Below are 18934 nucleotides of genomic sequence, written 5' to 3'. Positions count from 1 at the left end.
TCACGATGCGCCGCCTGCTGTTCTGCCTTTTGCTGACGCTCACCTCCCTCTCCGTGCTCGCCGCCGAGCAAACCCGGCCCAAGGTCGGCCTGGTGCTCTCTGGCGGCGCCGCCCGTGGCCTGGCCCACATCGGCGTGCTCAAGGCCCTGGAGGAACAGGGCGTGCGCATCGATGCCATCGCCGGCACCAGCATGGGTGCGGTGGTGGGCGGGTTGTATGCGTCCGGCTACAGCGTCGAGGAGCTGGAGCACCTCGCCACCACCCTCGACTGGCAGCAGGCGCTTTCCGACGCGCCGCCGCGCAAGGACGTGCCGTTCAGGCGCAAGCAGGATGACCGCGACTTTCTGGTGAAACAGAAACTGAGCTTTCGCGACGACGGCAGCCTTGGCCTGCCATTGGGCGTAATCCAGGGCCAGAACCTGGCACTGCTGCTGGAAAGCAAACTGGCCCACACCGCCGACACCCGCGACTTCGACAAGCTGCCGATCCCGTTCCGCGCCGTGGCCACCGACATCGCCAGTGGCGAAAAAGTGGTGTTCAGCCGCGGCCACCTGCCCCAGGTGATCCGCGCCAGCATGTCGATCCCTGCGGTGTTCGCCCCAGTCGAACTGGACGGCCGGCTGCTGGTGGATGGCGGCATGGTCGACAACATCCCCGTGGACGTGGCCCGGGAGATGGGCGTTGACCTGGCCATCGTGGTCGACATCGGCACCCCGCTGCGCGACCGCAAGCAACTGGCCACGGTGGTCGACGTGCTGAACCAGTCGATCACCCTGATGACCCGGCGCAACTCCGAAGAACAGCTGGCCAGTCTGCACCGCGACGACATCCTGATCCAGCCTCAGCTGGCCGCCTACGGCGTCACCGATTTCGGCCGCGCCCGCGACATGATCGACGCCGGCTACCGCGCCGCGCGCCTGCTCGACCCGCGCCTGGCCGCATTGCGCCAACCCGAAGGCGATGCCGAACTGGCCGTGGCACGCTCCCCGCACCAGCGCACGCCGGTCATCACTGCAATCAGGGTGGAGAATGATTCCAAGGTCAGCGACGACGTGATCCGCTACTACATCCGCCAGCCGATCGGCGAACCGCTGGAGCTCGACCGCCTGCAGACCGACATGGGCACGCTGTATGGCCTGGACTACTTCGACCGCGTGCAGTACCGCGTGGTGCACAAAGGCGACGACAACACCCTGGTGATCAACGCCCGTGGCAAGCGCGGCGGTACCGACTACCTGCGCCTGGGCCTGAACCTGTCGGACGACCTGCGCGGTGACAGCGCTTTCAACCTGGGCGCCAGCTACCGCGTCAATGGCATCAACAAGCTGGGCGCTGAGTGGCTGACACGCGCGCAGATCGGCGACCAGCAAGAGCTTTACAGCGAGTTCTACCAGCCTTTGGACGTGGGCTCGCGCTACTTCATCGCGCCCTACCTGGACATCGGTTCACAGAACATCGAGGCGACGCTGGACAACGACCCCGTTGCCGAATACCGCCTGGAGCGCTATGGCTTCGGCGTCAACGTCGGCCGCCAGATCGGCACCTATGGCGAAGTGCGCCTGGGCGCGGGCAAGGCGTGGGGCGAAGCCGAGGTGCGCATCGGCGATCAGGACTTGCCCAAGGTGAGTTTCAACGAAGGGTTTTACGAGCTGAAGTACTCGTTCGACACCCTCGACAACGTGTACTTCCCGCACAGTGGTGAAGACATCGGCCTGACCCTGCGCAAGTACGACAAATCGCTCGACTCGGACGCCAACTACCGGCAGTGGCTGCTCAACCTGGACAAGGCGATCAGCAGCGGGCCGAATACCTGGGTGTTCGGCGGGCGCTACGGGCGCACGCTGGATCAGACCGAGGTGGTCACGTCGAGCTTCGTGATGGGCGGTGCGCGGGAGCTTTCGGGCTTCCGTCAGGACTCGGTGTCTGGGCAAAACGTGAGCCTGCTGCGTATGGTCTATTACCGGCGCCTGACACCGCGGGGCTACCTGCCGTTGGACCTGCCGTTGTATGTCGGTGGTTCGCTCGAGCGCGGGCGGGCATGGAACAACGACAATGAATTCGACAGCGGGTACATCAATGCGGCGAGCGTGTTCCTGGGGCTGGACACGCCGTTGGGGCCGCTGAACCTGACGTATGGGGCCAACAGTGCGCATGAGCAGGCGGTGTACCTGAACCTGGGGCATACGTTCTGAACCGCAGGGGCCGCTTTGCGCCCCATTCGCGGGGCAAGCCCGTTCCCACAGGTTCAGCGCTGTCCTTGTGGGAGCGGGCTTGCCCCGCGAATGGGCGCGTGAGTTTTAGGATTTTTCGAGGTTGGCCAGAATCTTTGCATGCACCCGCATGCACACCTCAAGATCCGCTTCATCCACCCCGGTGAACAACTCCAGGCGCAGCGCGTTGGCGATGGTTTCGATCTGCTCGATCAAGGGCTTGGCTGGCGGGCACAGCTGTATCTTCTTCGCCCGCCGATCCTCCAGCACCGCCTGGCGCCGCACCAGGCCCTGGGCCTCCAGGCTGTCAAGCAGCCGCGCCAACGTGGGGCCTTCAACGCCAACACTCTGGGCAAGTTCGCGCTGGGTGGGCGCTTCCTCAAAGCGCGCCAGATGCAGCAACACCAGCCAGCGCGCCTGGGACAGGTTGAGCCCGGCCAGGCGGCGATCCAACTCGGCGCGCCAGCCGCGGGACATCTGTGCCAGCTGCATGCCGAAGCGGTGTTGATTGTCGGTCAGGGGCATAAGCAACTCATTGACTAGAACTAATTGTTAGTCAGCTAACCATGCCCCGGGCCATCAGGCAAGGCTGCCCTGCTCGCAAATGTCCGATAATCGTCAAAAAGGATGACAACGATCAGTGGATGTCCGAAATGTCCCCGATCAGAGCTCGAACTCTGCCGCCAACGCCGCGCGGATGCAGTAGAGCACGCCCTCGGGAACCCGCGCACCGAACAGCGGCGCAATGGCCGAGACCGGCGGCAGCTCCCCTTCGCCGTCAAGGAAGGCATCCTGCACTTCCATCATCAGCTCTTCGGGCAGGTCCAAGGCCTGGTCCAGGCTCAGTTCCTGGCGGCCAATGGCCTCGGCCAGCAGACTGTAGACGTTCTTCTCAGTGCAATTGAGCTGGCCGGCAATCTGCATCGGAGTCATGCCGGCGCGGGCCAGGCTGACCAGCTCGTGGCGCAGGTCGAGCACCACCTTGGGCGCCTCCTCGGTGCCGCCAGCGCCGTTGAGCACCTCGAGGAAGGCCTGGCCGTAGCGCTCCAGCTTGCGTGCACCCACACCACTGACCTCGGCCATGTCGCTCAGGCTGGTCGGCTGGCTGCGCAGCATTTCCAGCAAGGTCGAGTCGGGGAAGATGACGTAAGGCGGCACGCTGTGCTCTTCGGCCAGTTTGCGCCGTAGGGTACGCAACGCCTCCCACAGCTCGCGCTCCTCGGCACGTACCAGCTGGCTGGCCGGGCTGCCGCCGCCGGAAGACGACTTCGCCACAGTTTGCGGCTTGAGGTCGCGACGCAACTGCAAGGTCACTTCACCGCGCAGCAGTGGCCGACAGCTGTCGGACAAGCGCAGGCCGCCATAGCCCTCCAGGTCGATGTCCACCAGGCCACGCGCCACCAACTGGCGGAACAGCGAACGCCATTCCACCTCGGCCAGCGCCTTGCCGACGCCAAACACCGACAGCTTCTCGTGGCCGAAATTGCGCACTTTTTCGTTGTCCTTGCCCAGCAGCACGTCGACCAGGTGGCCGACCCCGTAGCGCTGCCCGGTGCGGAACACCGCCGACAAGGCCTGGCGTGCAGGCTCGGTGGCATCCCAGGTCTGGATCTGGTCGACACAGTTGTCGCAGTGCCCACACGGCTGTTCGAGCACTTCATCGAAATAGGCCAGCAACGCCTGGCGGCGGCAGCGCGTTTCTTCGCACAGTGCCAGCATGGCGTCGAGCTTGTGCTGCTCGACGCGCTTGTGGCGCTCATCCCCTTCGGAGTTCTGCAGCATCTGCTTGAGCATCACCATGTCCTGCAGGCCGTAGGCCATCCAGGCGTCGGACGGCAGGCCATCACGGCCGGCACGGCCGGTCTCCTGGTAATAGGCTTCCAGCGACTTGGGCAGGTCGAGGTGGGCAACGAAACGCACGTTCGGCTTGTCGATACCCATGCCGAAGGCGATGGTGGCGACCATGATCAGGCCTTCCTCGTTCAGGAAGCGGTGCTGGTTGGCGGAGCGCGTCTCGGCGGCCAGGCCGGCGTGGTACGGCAGCGCCGGGAAGCCTTGCTCGCAGAGGAAGGCCGCGGTTTCATCGACCTTCTTGCGCGACAGGCAGTAAACGATGCCGGCATTGCCGCGGCGCTCGCCGAGGAACGCCATCAGTTGCTTGCGCGGCGACTCCTTGGGCACGATGCGGTAGAAGATGTTCGGCCGGTCGAAGCTCGACAGGAAGCGCTCGGCACCTTGCAGGTGCAGGCGCTGGACGATTTCCTCGCGGGTACGCATGTCGGCGGTGGCGGTCAGGGCGATGCGCGGCACATGCGGGAACAGCTCGGCCAACTGGCCCAACTGCAGGTATTCCGGGCGGAAATCATGGCCCCATTGCGAAACGCAGTGTGCCTCGTCGATGGCGAACAGCGAAACGTCCAGCCCCTGCAGGAAGTCCAGCATGCGCGGCTGTACCAAGCGCTCCGGTGCCAGGTAGAGCATCTTCACTTCGCCGCGGCGCAAGCGCCCGGCCAGCTCGCGCTGCTGCTCCGCGCTCAGGGTGGAGTTCAGGGCTGCGGCCGCGACGCCGAGTTCATCCAGGGTGGCGACCTGGTCGTCCATCAGTGCGATCAACGGCGACACCACCACCGTCAGGCCCGGGCGCAACAGCCCCGGCACCTGGAAGCACAGCGACTTGCCGCCACCGGTTGGCATCAGCACCAGGGCATCGCCACCATTGGCCACGCATTCGATGATCGCTGCCTGGCGCCCACGGAAACTGTCGTAGCCGAAGATATCCTTGAGAACGCGCTGAGCCTGTTCGAGCATGTGCAACTCCGTAAATCGCCGTACCACCCTGCGCACAGGCTGGACGAAAAACCCGCTCCGCACACGCCAAATGCGTAAGCGGCTTTTGCCAGATGGCCGGAAAACCCCGCCCCTGGGTGAAAAATCGCGAAGTATACCGCAGTGCCATCCCTCGCAGGATGCCCCGGTGACAGACGTTCCCTTTGCCCCGCCATCGCCTCAAGGTGCTAGAATTCATTATCGTTTATTCCCCCAAGGTAGCCCTGTAATGTCCTTCGCCGAGCAACTCACCCGCCTGCAAGCCTTCCTCGACGCCGATGAGCTGCACGAAGAAGCGCTGGACTACGTCGCCGCCCACGGCTACCTGACCGCGCTGTCGATCAGCTCGGAAGACGTTCCTGAGCGTGAATGGATCGACGCGCTGTTCGCCGAAGAGCCCCATTACGCCAGCGATGCCCAACGCACCGAAATCGAAGCGACCCTGGTGGCACTCAAGGGCCATATCGCCCGCCAGCTGGCCAGCGATGAAGAATTCGACCTGCCATGCGAGCTGGACCTGACCGAAGAGCCGGACGATTCCGACCTGCGCGGCTGGTGCATCGGCTTCATGGAGGGCGTGTTCCTGCGCGAAGAGGCGTGGTTCGAGAACGCCGAAGAGGAAGTCAGCGAGATGCTGCTGCCGATCATGGTCGGTTCGGGCCTGTTCGACGAACAACCCGAGTTCGCCGATATCGCCAGCAATGCCAACCTGCAGGACGACATGATCGTGCAGATCCCGGAGGCGCTGAGCGCATTGTTCCTGCTGCTGCACGCCCCAGACGAGAAGCCGGCGCTGCTCAAGCCACGCCACCACTGAGTCGGCCGTGCGCTACCTGCTGCTGGCCATCGGCTGGCTCAGCGTCGCGCTGGGGGTGCTGGGGATCTTCCTGCCGGTATTGCCCACCACCCCTTTTCTGCTGCTGGCGGCCGCGTGCTTCGCCCGCAGCTCGCCCCGCTTTCATCACTGGCTGGTCAACCACCCCAGGCTGGGGCCGTGGATCCGCGACTACCTGAGCGGTGAAGGCATCCCGCTGAAGGGCAAGGTCTACGCCATCGGCCTGATGTGGGCGAGCATTGGCCTGTCGTGCTACCTGGTACCGCTGTTCTGGGCGCGGGCATTCATGCTGACCAGTGCGGTGCTGGTCAGCCTGTATATCCTGAAGCAGAAGACATTGCGCAAACCTGGGTGAGTTACCCATGTTGCCAACTGTTACTTACCTAATCACATTGATGAAAACCATTTAGAGCTACCCAGTCAATTACTGTGGTCGCCAGTACTGGCCTCATCGCGGGCAAGCCCGTTCAACGCAAGCCCCCGATACCTCACACCGTATCCACCTTCAACGAATGATCATCCAGCATCCCGTTGATGATGGTCGCCGTATCATGCCCCGCCGACACCACTCCCCCTGCCCCTGCCGACACCCCGTAATGCTGGGCCAGGTCCACGCCTGCCAGGTCGATGGTCTGTACCGGCGCGGCCCCCGCCACGCTGCTGACCTCGATGGTCGAGACCACATCGGCCCCGGTGCCGCTGACCTTGAAGTGCAGGTAGTCGTCCAGTGAGGTTGCCGTGCCGTGTTCACCCTGCAGCAGTTGCGACAGGTCGAGCTTGTCGCTCCCCGGGGTGAAATCGGTGACGGTGTCGTGGCCCGTGTCGCCCTTCTGCCAGACGAAGGTGTCGTTGCCGTTGCCGCCGGTCATGATGTCGTTGCCCGGCCCGCCGATCAGGGTGTCGTTGCCATCCCCACCCTTGAGCACATCGTTGCCCGCGCCGCCGTCGAGCACGTTGTCGGCACTGTTGCCAATGAGGGTATCGCCGTAGTCCGAGCCGACCAGGTTGTGGATGCCGTTCAAGGTCTCCACACCGGCACCACCGGTGTCCTGCGCCCCGTCATGGCTCAGGTCGATTGTCACCGCAGCCTTGGCCTGTGCGTAATTGGCAGTGTGGCCGTTGTGCTCATCGCCAGCAGGTGCAGGCGCCTCCAGCGAAGCAATGTCGAGCGGGCTGGAAAGGGCCGCAGCGGAGTGTTCACTGGCGCCATTGCTGTGCGGCGCCGCAGCCTGCGCATTGGTGTAGTCCAAGACCAGGCTCAGCTTGTAGCTTTCACCCGCCTTGCCCGCCCCCGTCGGGTCGCTTGCATGGATGCTGTACACCCCGTCATGGCTGGCCGTGAAGCTGTCCCCGGCGGCAATGGGCTGGTAGCTGCCACCGGCGTCTTTCCACTCAAGCGCCAAGTTGCCATCGTGCTGGTCATGGTTAAGCTGCAGGGTTTCACCTGTGCGCAGGCTGACGTTGATCACCTCTTCGGCATTGCCTGGCGCCGCAGCCGCGCCTGTGGCCCCGAGGTAGCCAAGCACCACCAACGCTGCCGTCATGCTGCTGGCATCGAGGGTGAACGCGCCGCGATCGACCACCCGCTGCTCCTGCGCCCTGCCATAACCGTCACCACATTCGGACATCGAGTTGTCGTGCACATTGATGGTAATGGTCGCGGTGCTCTCGTCGCCGTCGCCATCGCGGATGGTGTAGACGAACGTGTCGATGGCATCCCGCGGCGCCGCAACGTTCGGGTCGGAGTGGTACACCGCATTGCCCTGGGCATCCAGGGTGAGGTAGCCGAACTGGCCTGCCACATGGCTGCCGAGCTGGCCGATGGCCGAGGTGGACGTGTCATGGCCGGCGCGCACGCCCACCACGTAGCCGCAGTCGGCGGGCACATCGGCACCGATGGCGTCGTTGTACAGCACGTTGCCCCGCACCTCATCGCCTTTGCTGACACTCACGGTGTCGCAATGGGCCTGTGGTACGTCGTCGACGATGGTGATGTTGACCGTGCTGGTGGTCCAGTTACCGACCGTGTCCTCGACCCTGTAGGTGAAGGATTCGCTCACGGTATTGGCGCCATCGTTGGCGTGAGGTTGCGAATGGGCTGGCGAGGTCAGCGTGTAGGTGTAGGAACCGTCTGCGTTCAGATGGATCTGCCCGTACTGGCCGACGGCATTCCCGATCAAGGTGTAGGTCAATGCCCCCACGCCACCCCCCACCTGCCCGACCAGGCTGCCGGAGGCGGTTTCTGCCGTCGAGCCTGGGTCACTGCCGTTGACGCTAGCGGCCGCCAGGTCATGGCCGTCCTTGTTCAGGTCCAAGGCTTTTTCGAACACGGTGACGCCGCCATCGCCGCACGGATGCAGCGATTGGTCGTGCACGTTGATGGTTACGGTGGCGGTGCTTTCATCCCCGTCGCCATCGCGGAGGGTGTAGACGAAGGTGTCGATCGCATCGCGCGGTGCCACGGCATTGGGGTTGGCGTGGTACTCCGCGTTGCCCTGGGCATCGAGGGTCAGGTAGCCGTACTGGCCGTAGACGTGGCTGCCGAGCTGGCCAACCGCCGAACTGGAGGTGTCATGACCGGCGCGCACCCCGACCACGTAGGCGCCGTCGCCCAGCGTGTCGGCCCCGACCACGTCGTTGTACATCACGTTGCCGCGCACGATGTCGCCCTTGGCCACGCTGACGAAGTCGCAATGAGCCTGCGGTACGTCGTCGACGATGGTGATATTGACCGTGCTGGTGGTCCAGTTGCCCACCGTGTCCTCCACCCGGTAGGTGAAGGATTCGCTGACGGTATTGGCGCCGTCGTTGGCATGGGTCGGCGAATTCGCCGGCGAGGTCAGCGTGTAGGTGTAGGAGCCGTCAGCGTTCAGGTGCAACTGGCCGAACTGGCCGACGGCATTGCCGACCAGGGTGTAGGTCAACGCCCCCACGCCACCAGCGACCTGCCCAACCAGGCTGCCGGAGGCCGTCTCGCGGGTTGAACTGGGGTCACTGCCAATAACGCTGCCGGCCGCCAGGTCGTTGCCATCCTTGTGCAGGTCCAGCGCGTTCTCGTACACCCAAACGCCACCGTCGCCGCACGGCTGCAGCGCCGGGTTGTGCACATTGATGGTGAGGGTGGTGGTGCTCTCGTCGCCATCGGCATCGCGAATGGTGTAGACGAAGGTGTCGAGCGCATCACGCGGCGCCACGGCATCCGGGTTGGAGTGGTACTGGGCATTGCCCTGGGCATCGATGGTCAGGTAACCATACTGGCCATGCACCTGGCTGTTGAGCTGGCCGATGGCAGACATGGAGGTGTCACTGCCGGCGCGCACGCCGACCACGTACTGGCCATCGCCACGGGTGTCGGCACCGACCACGTCGTTGTACATCACGTTGCCGCTCACCACGTCGCCTTTGTACACACTGACGAAGTCGCTGTTGGCGGTGGGTACGTCGTCGACGATGGTGATGACGATGGTGCTGGTGGTCGAATGGCCGGCGGAATCCTGCACCTGGTAGGTGAAACTTTCCGTCACGGTATTCGCGCCATCGTTGGCGTGGGTCGGCGAATTCGCCGGTGAAGTCAGCGTGTAAGTGTAGGAGCCATCTGCGTTCAGGTGGATCTGCCCGTATTGGCCTACCGCATTGCCGACCAAGGTGTAGGTCAGCGCGCCAACGCCGCCGCTGGTCGAACCGGCCAACGTGCCGGCAGCTGTTTCCTGAGGCGAGCCAGGGTCGCTACCCGTAACGGTGCCTGCCGCGAGATCGTTGCCGTCCTTGTGCAGGTCCAGGGCCTTCTCGTACACCGTCACATCGCGGTCCTCACAGGTCATCAGCGCACTGTGCACGTTGATGGTGAGGGTAGTGGTGCTTTCGTCGCCGTCGGCATCGCGGAGGGTGTAGACGAAGGTGTCGACGGCATCACGCGGCGAGGCAACGTTGGGGTTGGAGTGGTACTCGGCATTGCCGTAGGCATCGAGGGTCAGGTAGCCGAACTGGCCATTGACCTGGGTGTTGAGCTGGCCGATGGCAGAGCTCGAAGTATCGCTGCCGGCGCGCACGCCGACCACGTACTGGCCGTCGCCACGGGTGTCAGCGCCGACCACGTCGTTGTACATGACGTTGCCGCGTACCACATCGCCTTTGTCAACGCTGACGAAATCGCTGTTGGCGGTGGGTACGTCGTCGACGATGGTGATGACGATGGTATTGATGGCCGAATTGCCCAGCGAATCCTGCACCTGGTAGGTAAAGGTTTCGGTCACGGTATTGGCCCCATCGTTGGCATGGGTGGGCGAATTGACGGGCGACGTCAGCGTGTAGGTGTAGGAGCCATCCGCGTTCAGCTGGATCTGGCCGTATTGGCCTACGGCATTGCCCACCAAGGTGAAGGTCAACGCACCCACGCCACCGACCGTCAGCGTGCCGGAGGCGGTTTCGTGGCTCGAGCCAGGGTTGCTGCCGGTGACGGTGCCTGCCGCCAGGTCGTTACCGTCCTTGTGCAAATCCAGCGCATTTTCATACACCGTCACATCACGGTCCGCACAGACGATCAGGCCGTTGTGCACATTGACGGTAATGGTCGTGGTGCTTTCGTCACCGTCGGCGTCACGGATGGTGTAGACGAAGGTGTCGATGGCATCCCGAGGCGAGGCGATAGCGGGGTTGGAGTGGTACTGCGCGTTACCGTAGGCATCGATGGTCAGGTAGCCGTACTGGCCGTTGACCTGCGTATCGAGCTGGCCGATGGCCGAGCTGGAGGTATCGCTGCCAGCACGCACACCCACCACATACTGGCCGTCGCCGCGGGTATCGGCGCCCACCACGTCGTTGTACATCACATTGCCACGGACCACGTCGCCTTTGAAGACGCTGACGAAATCGCTGTTGGCGGTGGGCACATCGTCGACGATGGTGATGACGATGGTGCTGGTGGTGGCGTTGCCCAGCGAGTCCTGCACCTGGTAGGTAAAGGTTTCGGTCACCGTGTTCGGCCCATCGTTGGCATGGGTCGGCGAATTGGCCGGTGACGTCAGGGTGTAGGTGTAGGAACCATCTGCGCTCAGCTGAATCTGCCCGTATTGGCCTACGGCATTGCCGACCAGCGTGTAGGTAAGTGTACCGACACCGCCACTGGCCGAGCCGACCAACGTTCCGGAGGCCGTTTCCTGCGTCGAGCCCGGCGCGCTGCCAGTGACAGTACCGGGCGCCAGGTCATTGCCATCCTGGTGCACGTCCAGCGCTTTTTCGTACACGGTGACGTCACTGTCGGCACAGGCCATCAAGCCGTTGTGCACGTTGATGGTGAGGGTGGTAGTGCTCTCGTCGCCATCGGCATCGCGGATGGTGTAGACGAAGGTTTCCAGGGCATCCCTGGGCGAAGCGATGGTCGGGTCGGAGTGATACTCGGCGTTACCCTGGGCGTCGATGATCAGGTAACCGTACTGGCCATGCACCTGGGTGTTCAACTGGCCGATGGCCGAGCTGGAGGTGTCGCTGCCGGCGCGCACGCCGACCACATACTGGCCGTCGCCACGGGTGTCGGCGCCCACCACGTCGTTGTACATCACGTTGCCGCGCACCACGTCGCCCTTGGCCACGCTGGTGTAGTCGTCATGCGCCTGCGGCACATCGTCGACGATGGTTATGCCCAGGCTGCCGGTGGCGGTGCTGCCATCGGCATCTTTGGCGATCACCGTGAACTGCTCGCTGATGCTGTTGCTGCCTTGGCCGCTGGGGTGGTTCTCGTTGTCGACCAGGGTGTAGCTGTAGCTCACCACGCCGGTGCCTGGGTTGTAACCGAGGATGGTCAGGGTGTTGCCTTCGGGCGTGACGACCGACTGCGGGAAGCCCACCGCCACACCGCCACTGACCACACTGATGCCGCCAACGGTAAGGCTTTGCAGGCCGTCAGGCGCGGTAACCTTGAAGCTGCCTTGCTGGGTCAGGGCAGCAGCATCCGGGGCGCTGCCGTCGTGCAGGTTTTTCTCGTAAACCGTCAGCTCGCCGCCTTGAGTGCCGAGGCCATCGAGCGTCACCGGGTCGTCGAGGTTGCTGATGTTCAAGGTCAGCGTCGCGCTGCTGGTGTCGCCATCGGCGTCCTTGATCGTGTAGGCGAAGGTCTCCACCGCTTGGCCGCCACCGCCCAGGTTCTTGAAGTCCGGGTCGTTGGTGTTGAGTGTGTAGGTGTAGGAACCGTCTGCAGCGAGCACCAGTGTGCCGTAGGTGCCGGTGAAGGTGCCGGCGATTACCGGCCCACCCGGCACACGGTCGGCGCCCTGCACGTCGTTGCCGAGCACATTGCCAGTCAGCTCGGTGTGCTGCTCGGTGGCGGTGATGGGGTTGCTGTCATCCACTGCCCTGGGCACGTCGTCACGGATGATCACATCCAGCGAGCCTTGGGCCACATCGCCGTCACTGTCGCTGACCAGCACCGGCAAGTGCTCGCTCAGCGCGTTGGTCCCCGCGCCGTCCGCATGCTGCTCGGCACCCGTCAGGGTGTAGCTGTAGCTGACCTCGCCGGTGGTCGGGTTGTAGGCGGTGATGGTCAGCGTGTTGCCCAAGCCGGTGGTGATCGATTGGCCGACACCGGTGACGACACCTGCGGTCACCACGTTGATCCCACCGACGCTGAGATTGAACACGCCGTCCGGTGCTACCACGGTGAAGGCGCCGTGTTGGGTCAATGCCGGCGGGTTGTTGACCGAGCCCAAGGGCAAATTGGCCTCGTCCAGCACGAGCTCGCCCGGGTTCACATCCAGCCCGCGCAGTTCGACCGGGCGGTCGATGGGGGTGATCGGTGGGTTGGGTTGCTCGGGCGGGTTGGGCTGGTCAGGCGGGTTAGGCTGCCCTGGAGGGTTGGGTTGGCCAGGTGGCAGGCCACCGTTGGTGCCATTGTCACCCCCGCTACCACCGTCGCCTGCTCCCAGCGTGTCGCGCCCCCGCGTGTTGCCCAGGTCGCCTACATATCGGTTGGCCAGCTCAGGGATGCCATTGAAGCCTGCCGTCGGGAAGCCGATTTGCGGGTCGACACGGTCGGCCACTTCGGTCAGCAAGACAAAGCTGTGGCCACCGCCCAAGGCGCCCGGTGCGCTGCTGCCGTTAGGGCCGGCCGCTGGTGCTTCGGCGGTTGTACTGGGGTCGTCACCGGCGGCAATCGCCCGCTGAATGCGCTCCACATCGCTCAGTTGCGCATCGCTCGGCGCCCCGTCGTGTGCCTGCACAGGGGGCGCCAGGTTGGCCAGCAGGTCCGTGGTCATGGCCAGGCTGCTGTCGCGCCCCAATGTCAGTTCCGCGCCATTCTGCAGGTGCACGGCCACGGCGCCCGCGGCACCGGTTTCCAACTGCTCGCCCGCAAACAGGCGGTCACCTTCGATCAAGGGGCGACGGCTACCGTCACTGCCAACGGCGAACACCTCACCCACTACCTTGCTGACCACACCGACTAACTTCGCCATGAGCGCACGCCTCCCCTTACCGATTGGTTACTCAACCAACGACATGGCGGTGAGGCAAAGGCTTGGAGTCCGACTGTCTCAGGGGTGAGATTCGTTCTCTCGGAATACCACGTTGGCGATAGTGAGAACCTAAATTGCCATCATTAGATGCCAAAATATTGTCGCCAAATTCCGCTTTCACCTGTCCTTTCCGCGTCCTTAGCTGGAAAAAATCTGGAACTCACCGCGAACCCGGAAACTCGCATGCTGCGGCGGCTTCCGAAATCGCTTGAAGGAAACAATGTCTCGCTTTTGATAGACCGCATAAGTTTTTTTTCGCATAGGGCTTATGAAAAAATCTTCTTAGCTCGCGCGTTAAATGTTCTTAGCTCTGTTGTTACAAACATGAAACGGTTTGAACTATAAAAATCGTCATTTTTTTGGCGAGAAGCAGGACCATTTTGAGACCAGGGAGAAGTACCCCATGCGCGTTTTCAACCCCATCACCAGTGCAATTCTGTTGGCCATGGCGTGCGCCAACGTTCAGGCGATGTCACTTAACGAGGCCGTCCAGAGCGCCGTGGACTATCACCCCGAAATCAGCTCCAACCGCAACAGCAGGTTGTCGGCTGACGAAGACGTGAAATTCGCCCGTGGTGGGTACTACCCGACCGTTGACCTGGTGGCCGGCTACGGGCGGCAGCGTTCGGACAACGTCAACACCCGCGGCCTGAACCCCGACGGCACACGCAACCACAACAAAGAGACGCTCAACTACACCCAGTCGGAATTGCGTCTTCGGCAAATGATCTTCGACGGCTTCAACACCGCCAACGAAGTCGGCCGTACCCAGGCAGTCGCCACCTCCCGCGCCTACTACACCCAGGCGGTCGCCCAGGATGTCGCCTTGCGCGCCATCGAGGTGTACCTCGAAGTGCTCAAGCGCCGTGAGCTGGTGACCCTGGCCAAGAACAACCTGCAGGCCCACCTGCGGGTCAACGACCAGATCGGCCTGCGCAGCGAGCGGGGCGTGGGCAGCACCGCCGACCTCGACCAGTCGCGCGCCCGCCGCGCCCTGGCAGAAAACAACCTGGACACCGCCGAAGTCGACCTGGCCGATGCCGAAGCCAACTTCTACAGCGTGGTCGGCCGCCTGCCCGATGAGCTCGAAGGGCCTCAATCGATCAAGGTGGAAGTGCCCGAAACCCTCGATGCCGCGCGCGAAGGCATGCGTCAGAACAACCCTTACCTGAAGTCGGCCCAAGCCGATGTGAACGCCGCCGAACAGCAATACGAAGTGGCCAAGTCGCCCTTCTACCCGCGCCTGGACGCGGTACTGGCCACCGGCGCCAACAACAACCTGGGCGGCGAGAAAGGCCACAGCAACAACGACTGGCAAGCCGGCGTCGAGCTCAGCTACAACCTGTTCCGCGGCGGCAGCGACAAGGCCCGCCTGCAGTCCGACGCCCACAAGATCAACCAGGCCCTGGACATCCGCAACAATGCCCTGCGCGAGCTGACCGAGAACCTCAGCCTGGCCTGGAACGCCATGAACAACGCGCGCAAGCAGACCCCGACTGCCCGTGAATATGCCGAAACCACCCAACGCGTACGCGCCGCCTACGCCGACCAGTTCGGCCTCGGCCAGCGCACCCTGCTCGACGTGCTCGACAGTGAGAACGAGCTGTACAACGCCAACCGTCGTTACACCGAAGTGCGTTACACCGAGGAGTACTCGATGTACCGCGTGCTGGCGACCATGGGTGAATTGCTGAGCAAGCAGCGCATCTCCCTGCCGCCGGAAGCCATTGCCAACAACGAAGTGCGTACCGAAGCGCGGTTGCCCGACATGCGTTGAGCCAGGTTGGCAACGGGCAGGGAGCGCCAGGCATCACCCCTTCCACCGCGGCGGGAGTAGTCCACAGTGACCAGTATGCAAAGCGCGCAACCGCGCCCCGATGTCGATGACCCGCTGCTCGATGGCCTGCTGATCCTCTGCCGCCTGCACGGCCGGCCGGCCAGCCGTGCCAGCCTGAGCAGCGGCCTGCCCCTGCAGCAGCAGCGCCTGGGTGCCGACCTGCTGCCCCGCGCCGCAGCGCGCGCCGGCTTGCAGGGCCGCGTGCTGCAGCGTGAGCTGGAGGCCATCTCGCCCCTCAACCTGCCGGTGCTGCTGTTGCTGAACGACGGCCGCAGCGCCGTGCTGCAGCGCTGGGGCGACGATGGCCGGGCGCTGATTTTGCCCTGCGAGGCCGAGGGCGGCGAGCAGTGGGTCGAACGCGAAACGCTGGTGCAGGCCTATAGCGGCCACGCGCTGTTCGCACGCCCCCGGCACACCCTGGAGGAAGTACGCTCGCCGCTGCTGCCGCGGGTCGATGCCTGGTTCCGCGACACCCTGCGCCATTCCCGCTGGCTGTACGGCGACGCCTTGCTGGCCAGCTTGCTGATCAACGTCCTGGGCCTGATGGTGCCGTTGTTCGTCATGCAGACCTACGACCGCGTGGTGCCCAACCAGGCGTTGTCGACCTTGTGGGTGCTGGTCGCCGGCCTGTTCCTCGGCACGGCCTTCGAGCTGGTGCTGCGCATGGTCCGCGCCCACCTGCTGGACCAGGCCGGCAAGAAGACCGACCTGATCCTCTCCGCCACCCTGTTCGAGCGGATCACCGGCATGGCCATGAAGGCCAAGCCCGCCAGCATTGGCGGTTTTGCCCAGAGCATCCACGACTTTCAAGGCCTGCGCGAATTCCTCACGGCAGTCACCCTGACCAGCATCATCGACCTGCCCTTCGTCGCCCTGATGCTGCTGGTGATCGGCCTGCTCGGCGGCTGGCTGGTGCTGATCCCGTTGATCGCCTTCCCGCTGGCGGTGGGTTTTGCGCTGGTGATCCAGGCGCGCCTGCGCGACACCGTGCAAAAAAGCCTCAGCCTCGGCGCAGTGCGCCAGGCCTTGCTGATCGAAACCCTCGGTGGCCTGGAAACCCTCAAGGCCTGTGGCGCCGAGAGCGAGCGCCAATACCAGTGGGAACACACCAACGGCGCCATGGCCCGCCTCGACGCCCACGCCCGCAACCTGTCGTCGCTGGCCAGCAACGGCACGCTGTTCATCCAGCAGTTCTGCGGCATGGCGACTATCGTCGCCGGGGTATACAGCATCATTGCCGGCAACCTCAGCGTCGGCGCCCTGGTCGCCAGCTACATGCTCGGCAGCCGCGTGCTGGCACCGCTTGGCCAGATCGCCGGGCTGATCACCCGCTACCAGCAGGCGCAGTTGACCATGCGCAGCACCGATGCGCTGATGGCCCTGCCGCAAGAGCGCCAGGCCGAACAGCAAGCGCTGGAGCACACCACGCTCAAGGGCGGCCTGACCCTCAGCCATGTCAGCTTCCGTTACCCGGCGCAGACCAGCCCGGCGCTGCAGGACGTGAGCGTAACCATCAAGCCCGGCGAGCGCATCGGCATCATCGGCCGCAGCGGCTCGGGCAAGAGCACCCTGGGCCGGCTGCTGATGGGCTTTCATCACCCGGACGAAGGCCAGGTGCTGCTGGACAACCTCGACCTGCGCCAGCTGGACATCGCCGACCTGCGCAGCCAGCTGGGTTACGTGGCCCACGACCTGCCCCTGCTGGCCGGCAGCCTGCGCGACAACCTGACCCTCGGCGCCCGCCACATCAGCGATGCGCGCATGCTCGAAGTGGCCGAACTGACCGGCGTCAGCGACCTGGCCCGGCAGCACCCGCACGGGTTTGACCGCCCGGTGGGCGAGCGGGGCCAGCTGCTGTCCGGCGGCCAGCGCCAGGCCGTATTGCTGGCCCGTGCGCTGTTGCTCGAGCCGCCGATCCTGATCCTCGATGAACCCACCAGCCACATGGACAACAGCAGCGAAGAGCAACTGCGCCAGCGCCTGCTCAACTGGGTGCCAGGCAAGACCCTGCTGCTGGTCACCCACCGCACCTCGATGCTGAGCCTGGTGGACCGGTTGCTGGTACTGGACAACGGCAAAGTCGTTGCCGACGGGCCGAAGGATGCGGTCATCGACGCCCTGCGCAAGGGCCGTATCGGCGCGGCGTTGTAGAACCCCAAGACACTACGATCACTGTAGGAGCGGGCTTGCCCGCGAAGATGACACCTCGGTGCCTGGCACGGGCCATGCCCGTGTTCGCGGGCAAGCCCGCTCCTACAGCGTCACGTCCCGTGAGAGGTAAGCCATGCCCATCGGCCACAGCGTGCGCAGTACCCACAGCGGTTCCGACAAGCGCACCGAGCGCGACTACATGCCGGAGCTGGCCAGCGCCACCTTGCAGGACTCGCCGCGCCTGTCACGCCTGACGGTGTGGCTGGCGGCGGCGTTACTGCTGGTAGCCCTGGCCTGGGCCAGCCTGGCGGTGCTGGACGAAGTGACCGTCGGCGAAGGCAAGGCGATCCCGTCGAGCAAAGTGCAGGTGATCCAGAACCTTGAAGGCGGCATCGTCACCGAAATCTTCGTGCGCGAAGGCCAGATGGTGGAGAAAGGCGCCACCCTGCTGCGCCTGGACGATACGCGGTTCAAGTCCAACAAAGGTGAAAGCGAAGCGGACCGTTATGCCCTGACCGCCCAGGTCGAGCGCCTGTCGGCCGAGGCCGAGGGGCGGCCGTTCGTGCTGTCCGAAGAAGTCCGCGCCAAGGCGCCGCAGGTGGCTAACGACGAGTTGGCGCTGTACGACTCGCGTCAGCGCCGCCTGGCCAGTGAAAAGCAGACCCTCAACGAGCAGTTGCGCCAGAAGACTCAAGAACTGGCCGAATTCCGCTCCAAGGTCGACCAGTACCGCTCGGCCGTCGGCTTGCTGCAGCAAGAGCTGGACATGTCGGCGCCGCTGGTGAGCAAGGGCGCGATTTCGCCGGTGGAAATCCTGCGCCTCAAGCAACGCACGGTCGAAGCCCGCGGCCAGCTCAACGCCACCAGCCTGGCGATCCCCCGCGCCGATGCGGCCGTGGCCGAGATCAGAAGCAAGATCCAGGAGTCCGACGCCAGCTTCCGCTCGGATGCCGCCAAGGAGCTGAATGACAAACGCACCGAGCTTTCCAAGATCACCGCCACCAGCATCGCCATCGACGACCGGGTCAACCGCACCACGGTGGTGTCGCCGGTACGCGGTATCGTCAAGCTGCTGAAGGTCAACACCATCGGCGGCGTGGTGCAGCCGGGCAGCGACCTGGTGGAGATCGTGCCGATCGAGGACAACCTGCTGATCGAGGCCAAGGTGCGCCCGCAGGATGTCGCGTTTCTACACCCGGGGCAGCCGGCGATGGTGAAGTTCAGTGCCTACGACTACACCATCTATGGCGGGCTGAAGGCCAAGCTTGAGTTGATCAGTGCCGATACCGTGACGGATGAAAAAGGCAATGCGTTTTACCTGATCCAGGTGCGCACCGAGAAAAACCACCTGGGTGGGGATAACAAACCGCTGTTGATCATCCCGGGGATGGTGGCGACGGTGGATATCATCACTGGGCAGAAGAGTGTGCTGGATTACCTGCTCAAACCGGTGCTGAAAGCGCGGACCGAGGCGTTGCGGGAACGGTGACAGACCTGCCCCGGCCTCATCGCCGGCAAGCCGGCTCCCACAGGGGTATCACCGGCCTTGAATAGGTGCACAGCTGGTGGG

General features: G+C 64.2%; 9 protein-coding genes. 6 read left to right on the top strand and 3 right to left on the bottom strand.

Annotated features, from left to right (window positions below):
- Positions 1-5 precede the first annotated feature (5 nt).
- On the top strand, positions 6-2192 hold the full coding sequence (locus tag ACNQPL_RS08660; protein WP_416466455.1) for a patatin-like phospholipase family protein: 2187 nt from the start codon (positions 6-8) through the stop codon (positions 2190-2192).
- 105 nt (positions 2193-2297) lie between these two features.
- On the opposite strand, the gene ACNQPL_RS08655 is transcribed toward ACNQPL_RS08660, so the two are convergent.
- Together ACNQPL_RS08655 and recQ are read right to left on the bottom strand one after the other, a co-directional pair.
- Positions 2298-2735, bottom strand: coding sequence for a MarR family transcriptional regulator (locus ACNQPL_RS08655; protein ID WP_346615177.1), 438 nt, complete (start codon positions 2733-2735; stop codon positions 2298-2300).
- Positions 2736-2873: 138 nt separating this feature from the next.
- A complete protein-coding gene (recQ, locus tag ACNQPL_RS08650; protein ID WP_416466454.1) occupies positions 2874-5018 on the bottom strand; it encodes a DNA helicase RecQ in 2145 nt (714 codons plus the stop codon).
- A 247-nt stretch (positions 5019-5265) separates the two neighbouring features.
- Between recQ and ACNQPL_RS08645 the strand changes: the two genes are divergently transcribed.
- Both ACNQPL_RS08645 and ACNQPL_RS08640 read left to right on the top strand, forming a co-directional pair.
- Positions 5266-5853 carry a YecA family protein gene (locus ACNQPL_RS08645; RefSeq protein WP_346615179.1) on the top strand — a complete coding sequence of 196 codons (588 nt, stop codon included), beginning with the start codon at positions 5266-5268 and terminating at the stop codon, positions 5851-5853.
- Positions 5854-5860: 7 nt separating this feature from the next.
- Positions 5861-6226 (top strand): YbaN family protein, encoded by a 366-nt coding sequence (locus tag ACNQPL_RS08640; protein WP_346615180.1) that lies wholly within the window; start codon positions 5861-5863, stop codon positions 6224-6226.
- Between the two features lie 133 nt (positions 6227-6359).
- Here ACNQPL_RS08640 and ACNQPL_RS08635 read toward each other — a convergent pair whose 3' ends face one another.
- Positions 6360-13316, bottom strand: a complete 6957-nt coding sequence (locus ACNQPL_RS08635) for a retention module-containing protein (RefSeq protein ID WP_416466453.1) — start codon at positions 13314-13316, stop codon at positions 6360-6362.
- A gap of 463 nt (positions 13317-13779) precedes the next feature.
- Here ACNQPL_RS08635 and ACNQPL_RS08630 point away from each other — a divergent pair, with 463 nt between their 5' ends.
- From ACNQPL_RS08630 to ACNQPL_RS08620, 3 genes are all read left to right on the top strand, one after another.
- Complete coding sequence (locus tag ACNQPL_RS08630; protein ID WP_346615182.1) at positions 13780-15153, top strand: TolC family outer membrane protein; 1374 nt, start codon at positions 13780-13782, stop codon at positions 15151-15153.
- Positions 15154-15228: 75 nt separating this feature from the next.
- Positions 15229-17364 carry a type I secretion system permease/ATPase gene (locus ACNQPL_RS08625; RefSeq protein WP_416466539.1) on the top strand — a complete coding sequence of 712 codons (2136 nt, stop codon included), beginning with the start codon at positions 15229-15231 and terminating at the stop codon, positions 17362-17364.
- Between the two features lie 133 nt (positions 17365-17497).
- Positions 17498-18853 (top strand): HlyD family type I secretion periplasmic adaptor subunit, encoded by a 1356-nt coding sequence (locus ACNQPL_RS08620; RefSeq protein WP_416466452.1) that lies wholly within the window; start codon positions 17498-17500, stop codon positions 18851-18853.
- The last annotated feature ends 81 nt before the right edge of the window (positions 18854-18934 follow it).

The organism is Pseudomonas sp. LFS044, from assembly GCF_047978245.1.
Taxonomy (GTDB): domain Bacteria; phylum Pseudomonadota; class Gammaproteobacteria; order Pseudomonadales; family Pseudomonadaceae; genus Aquipseudomonas.
Note: the sequence above shows the minus strand (reverse complement) of the source record. Positions and strands in the feature narration are given on the sequence as shown.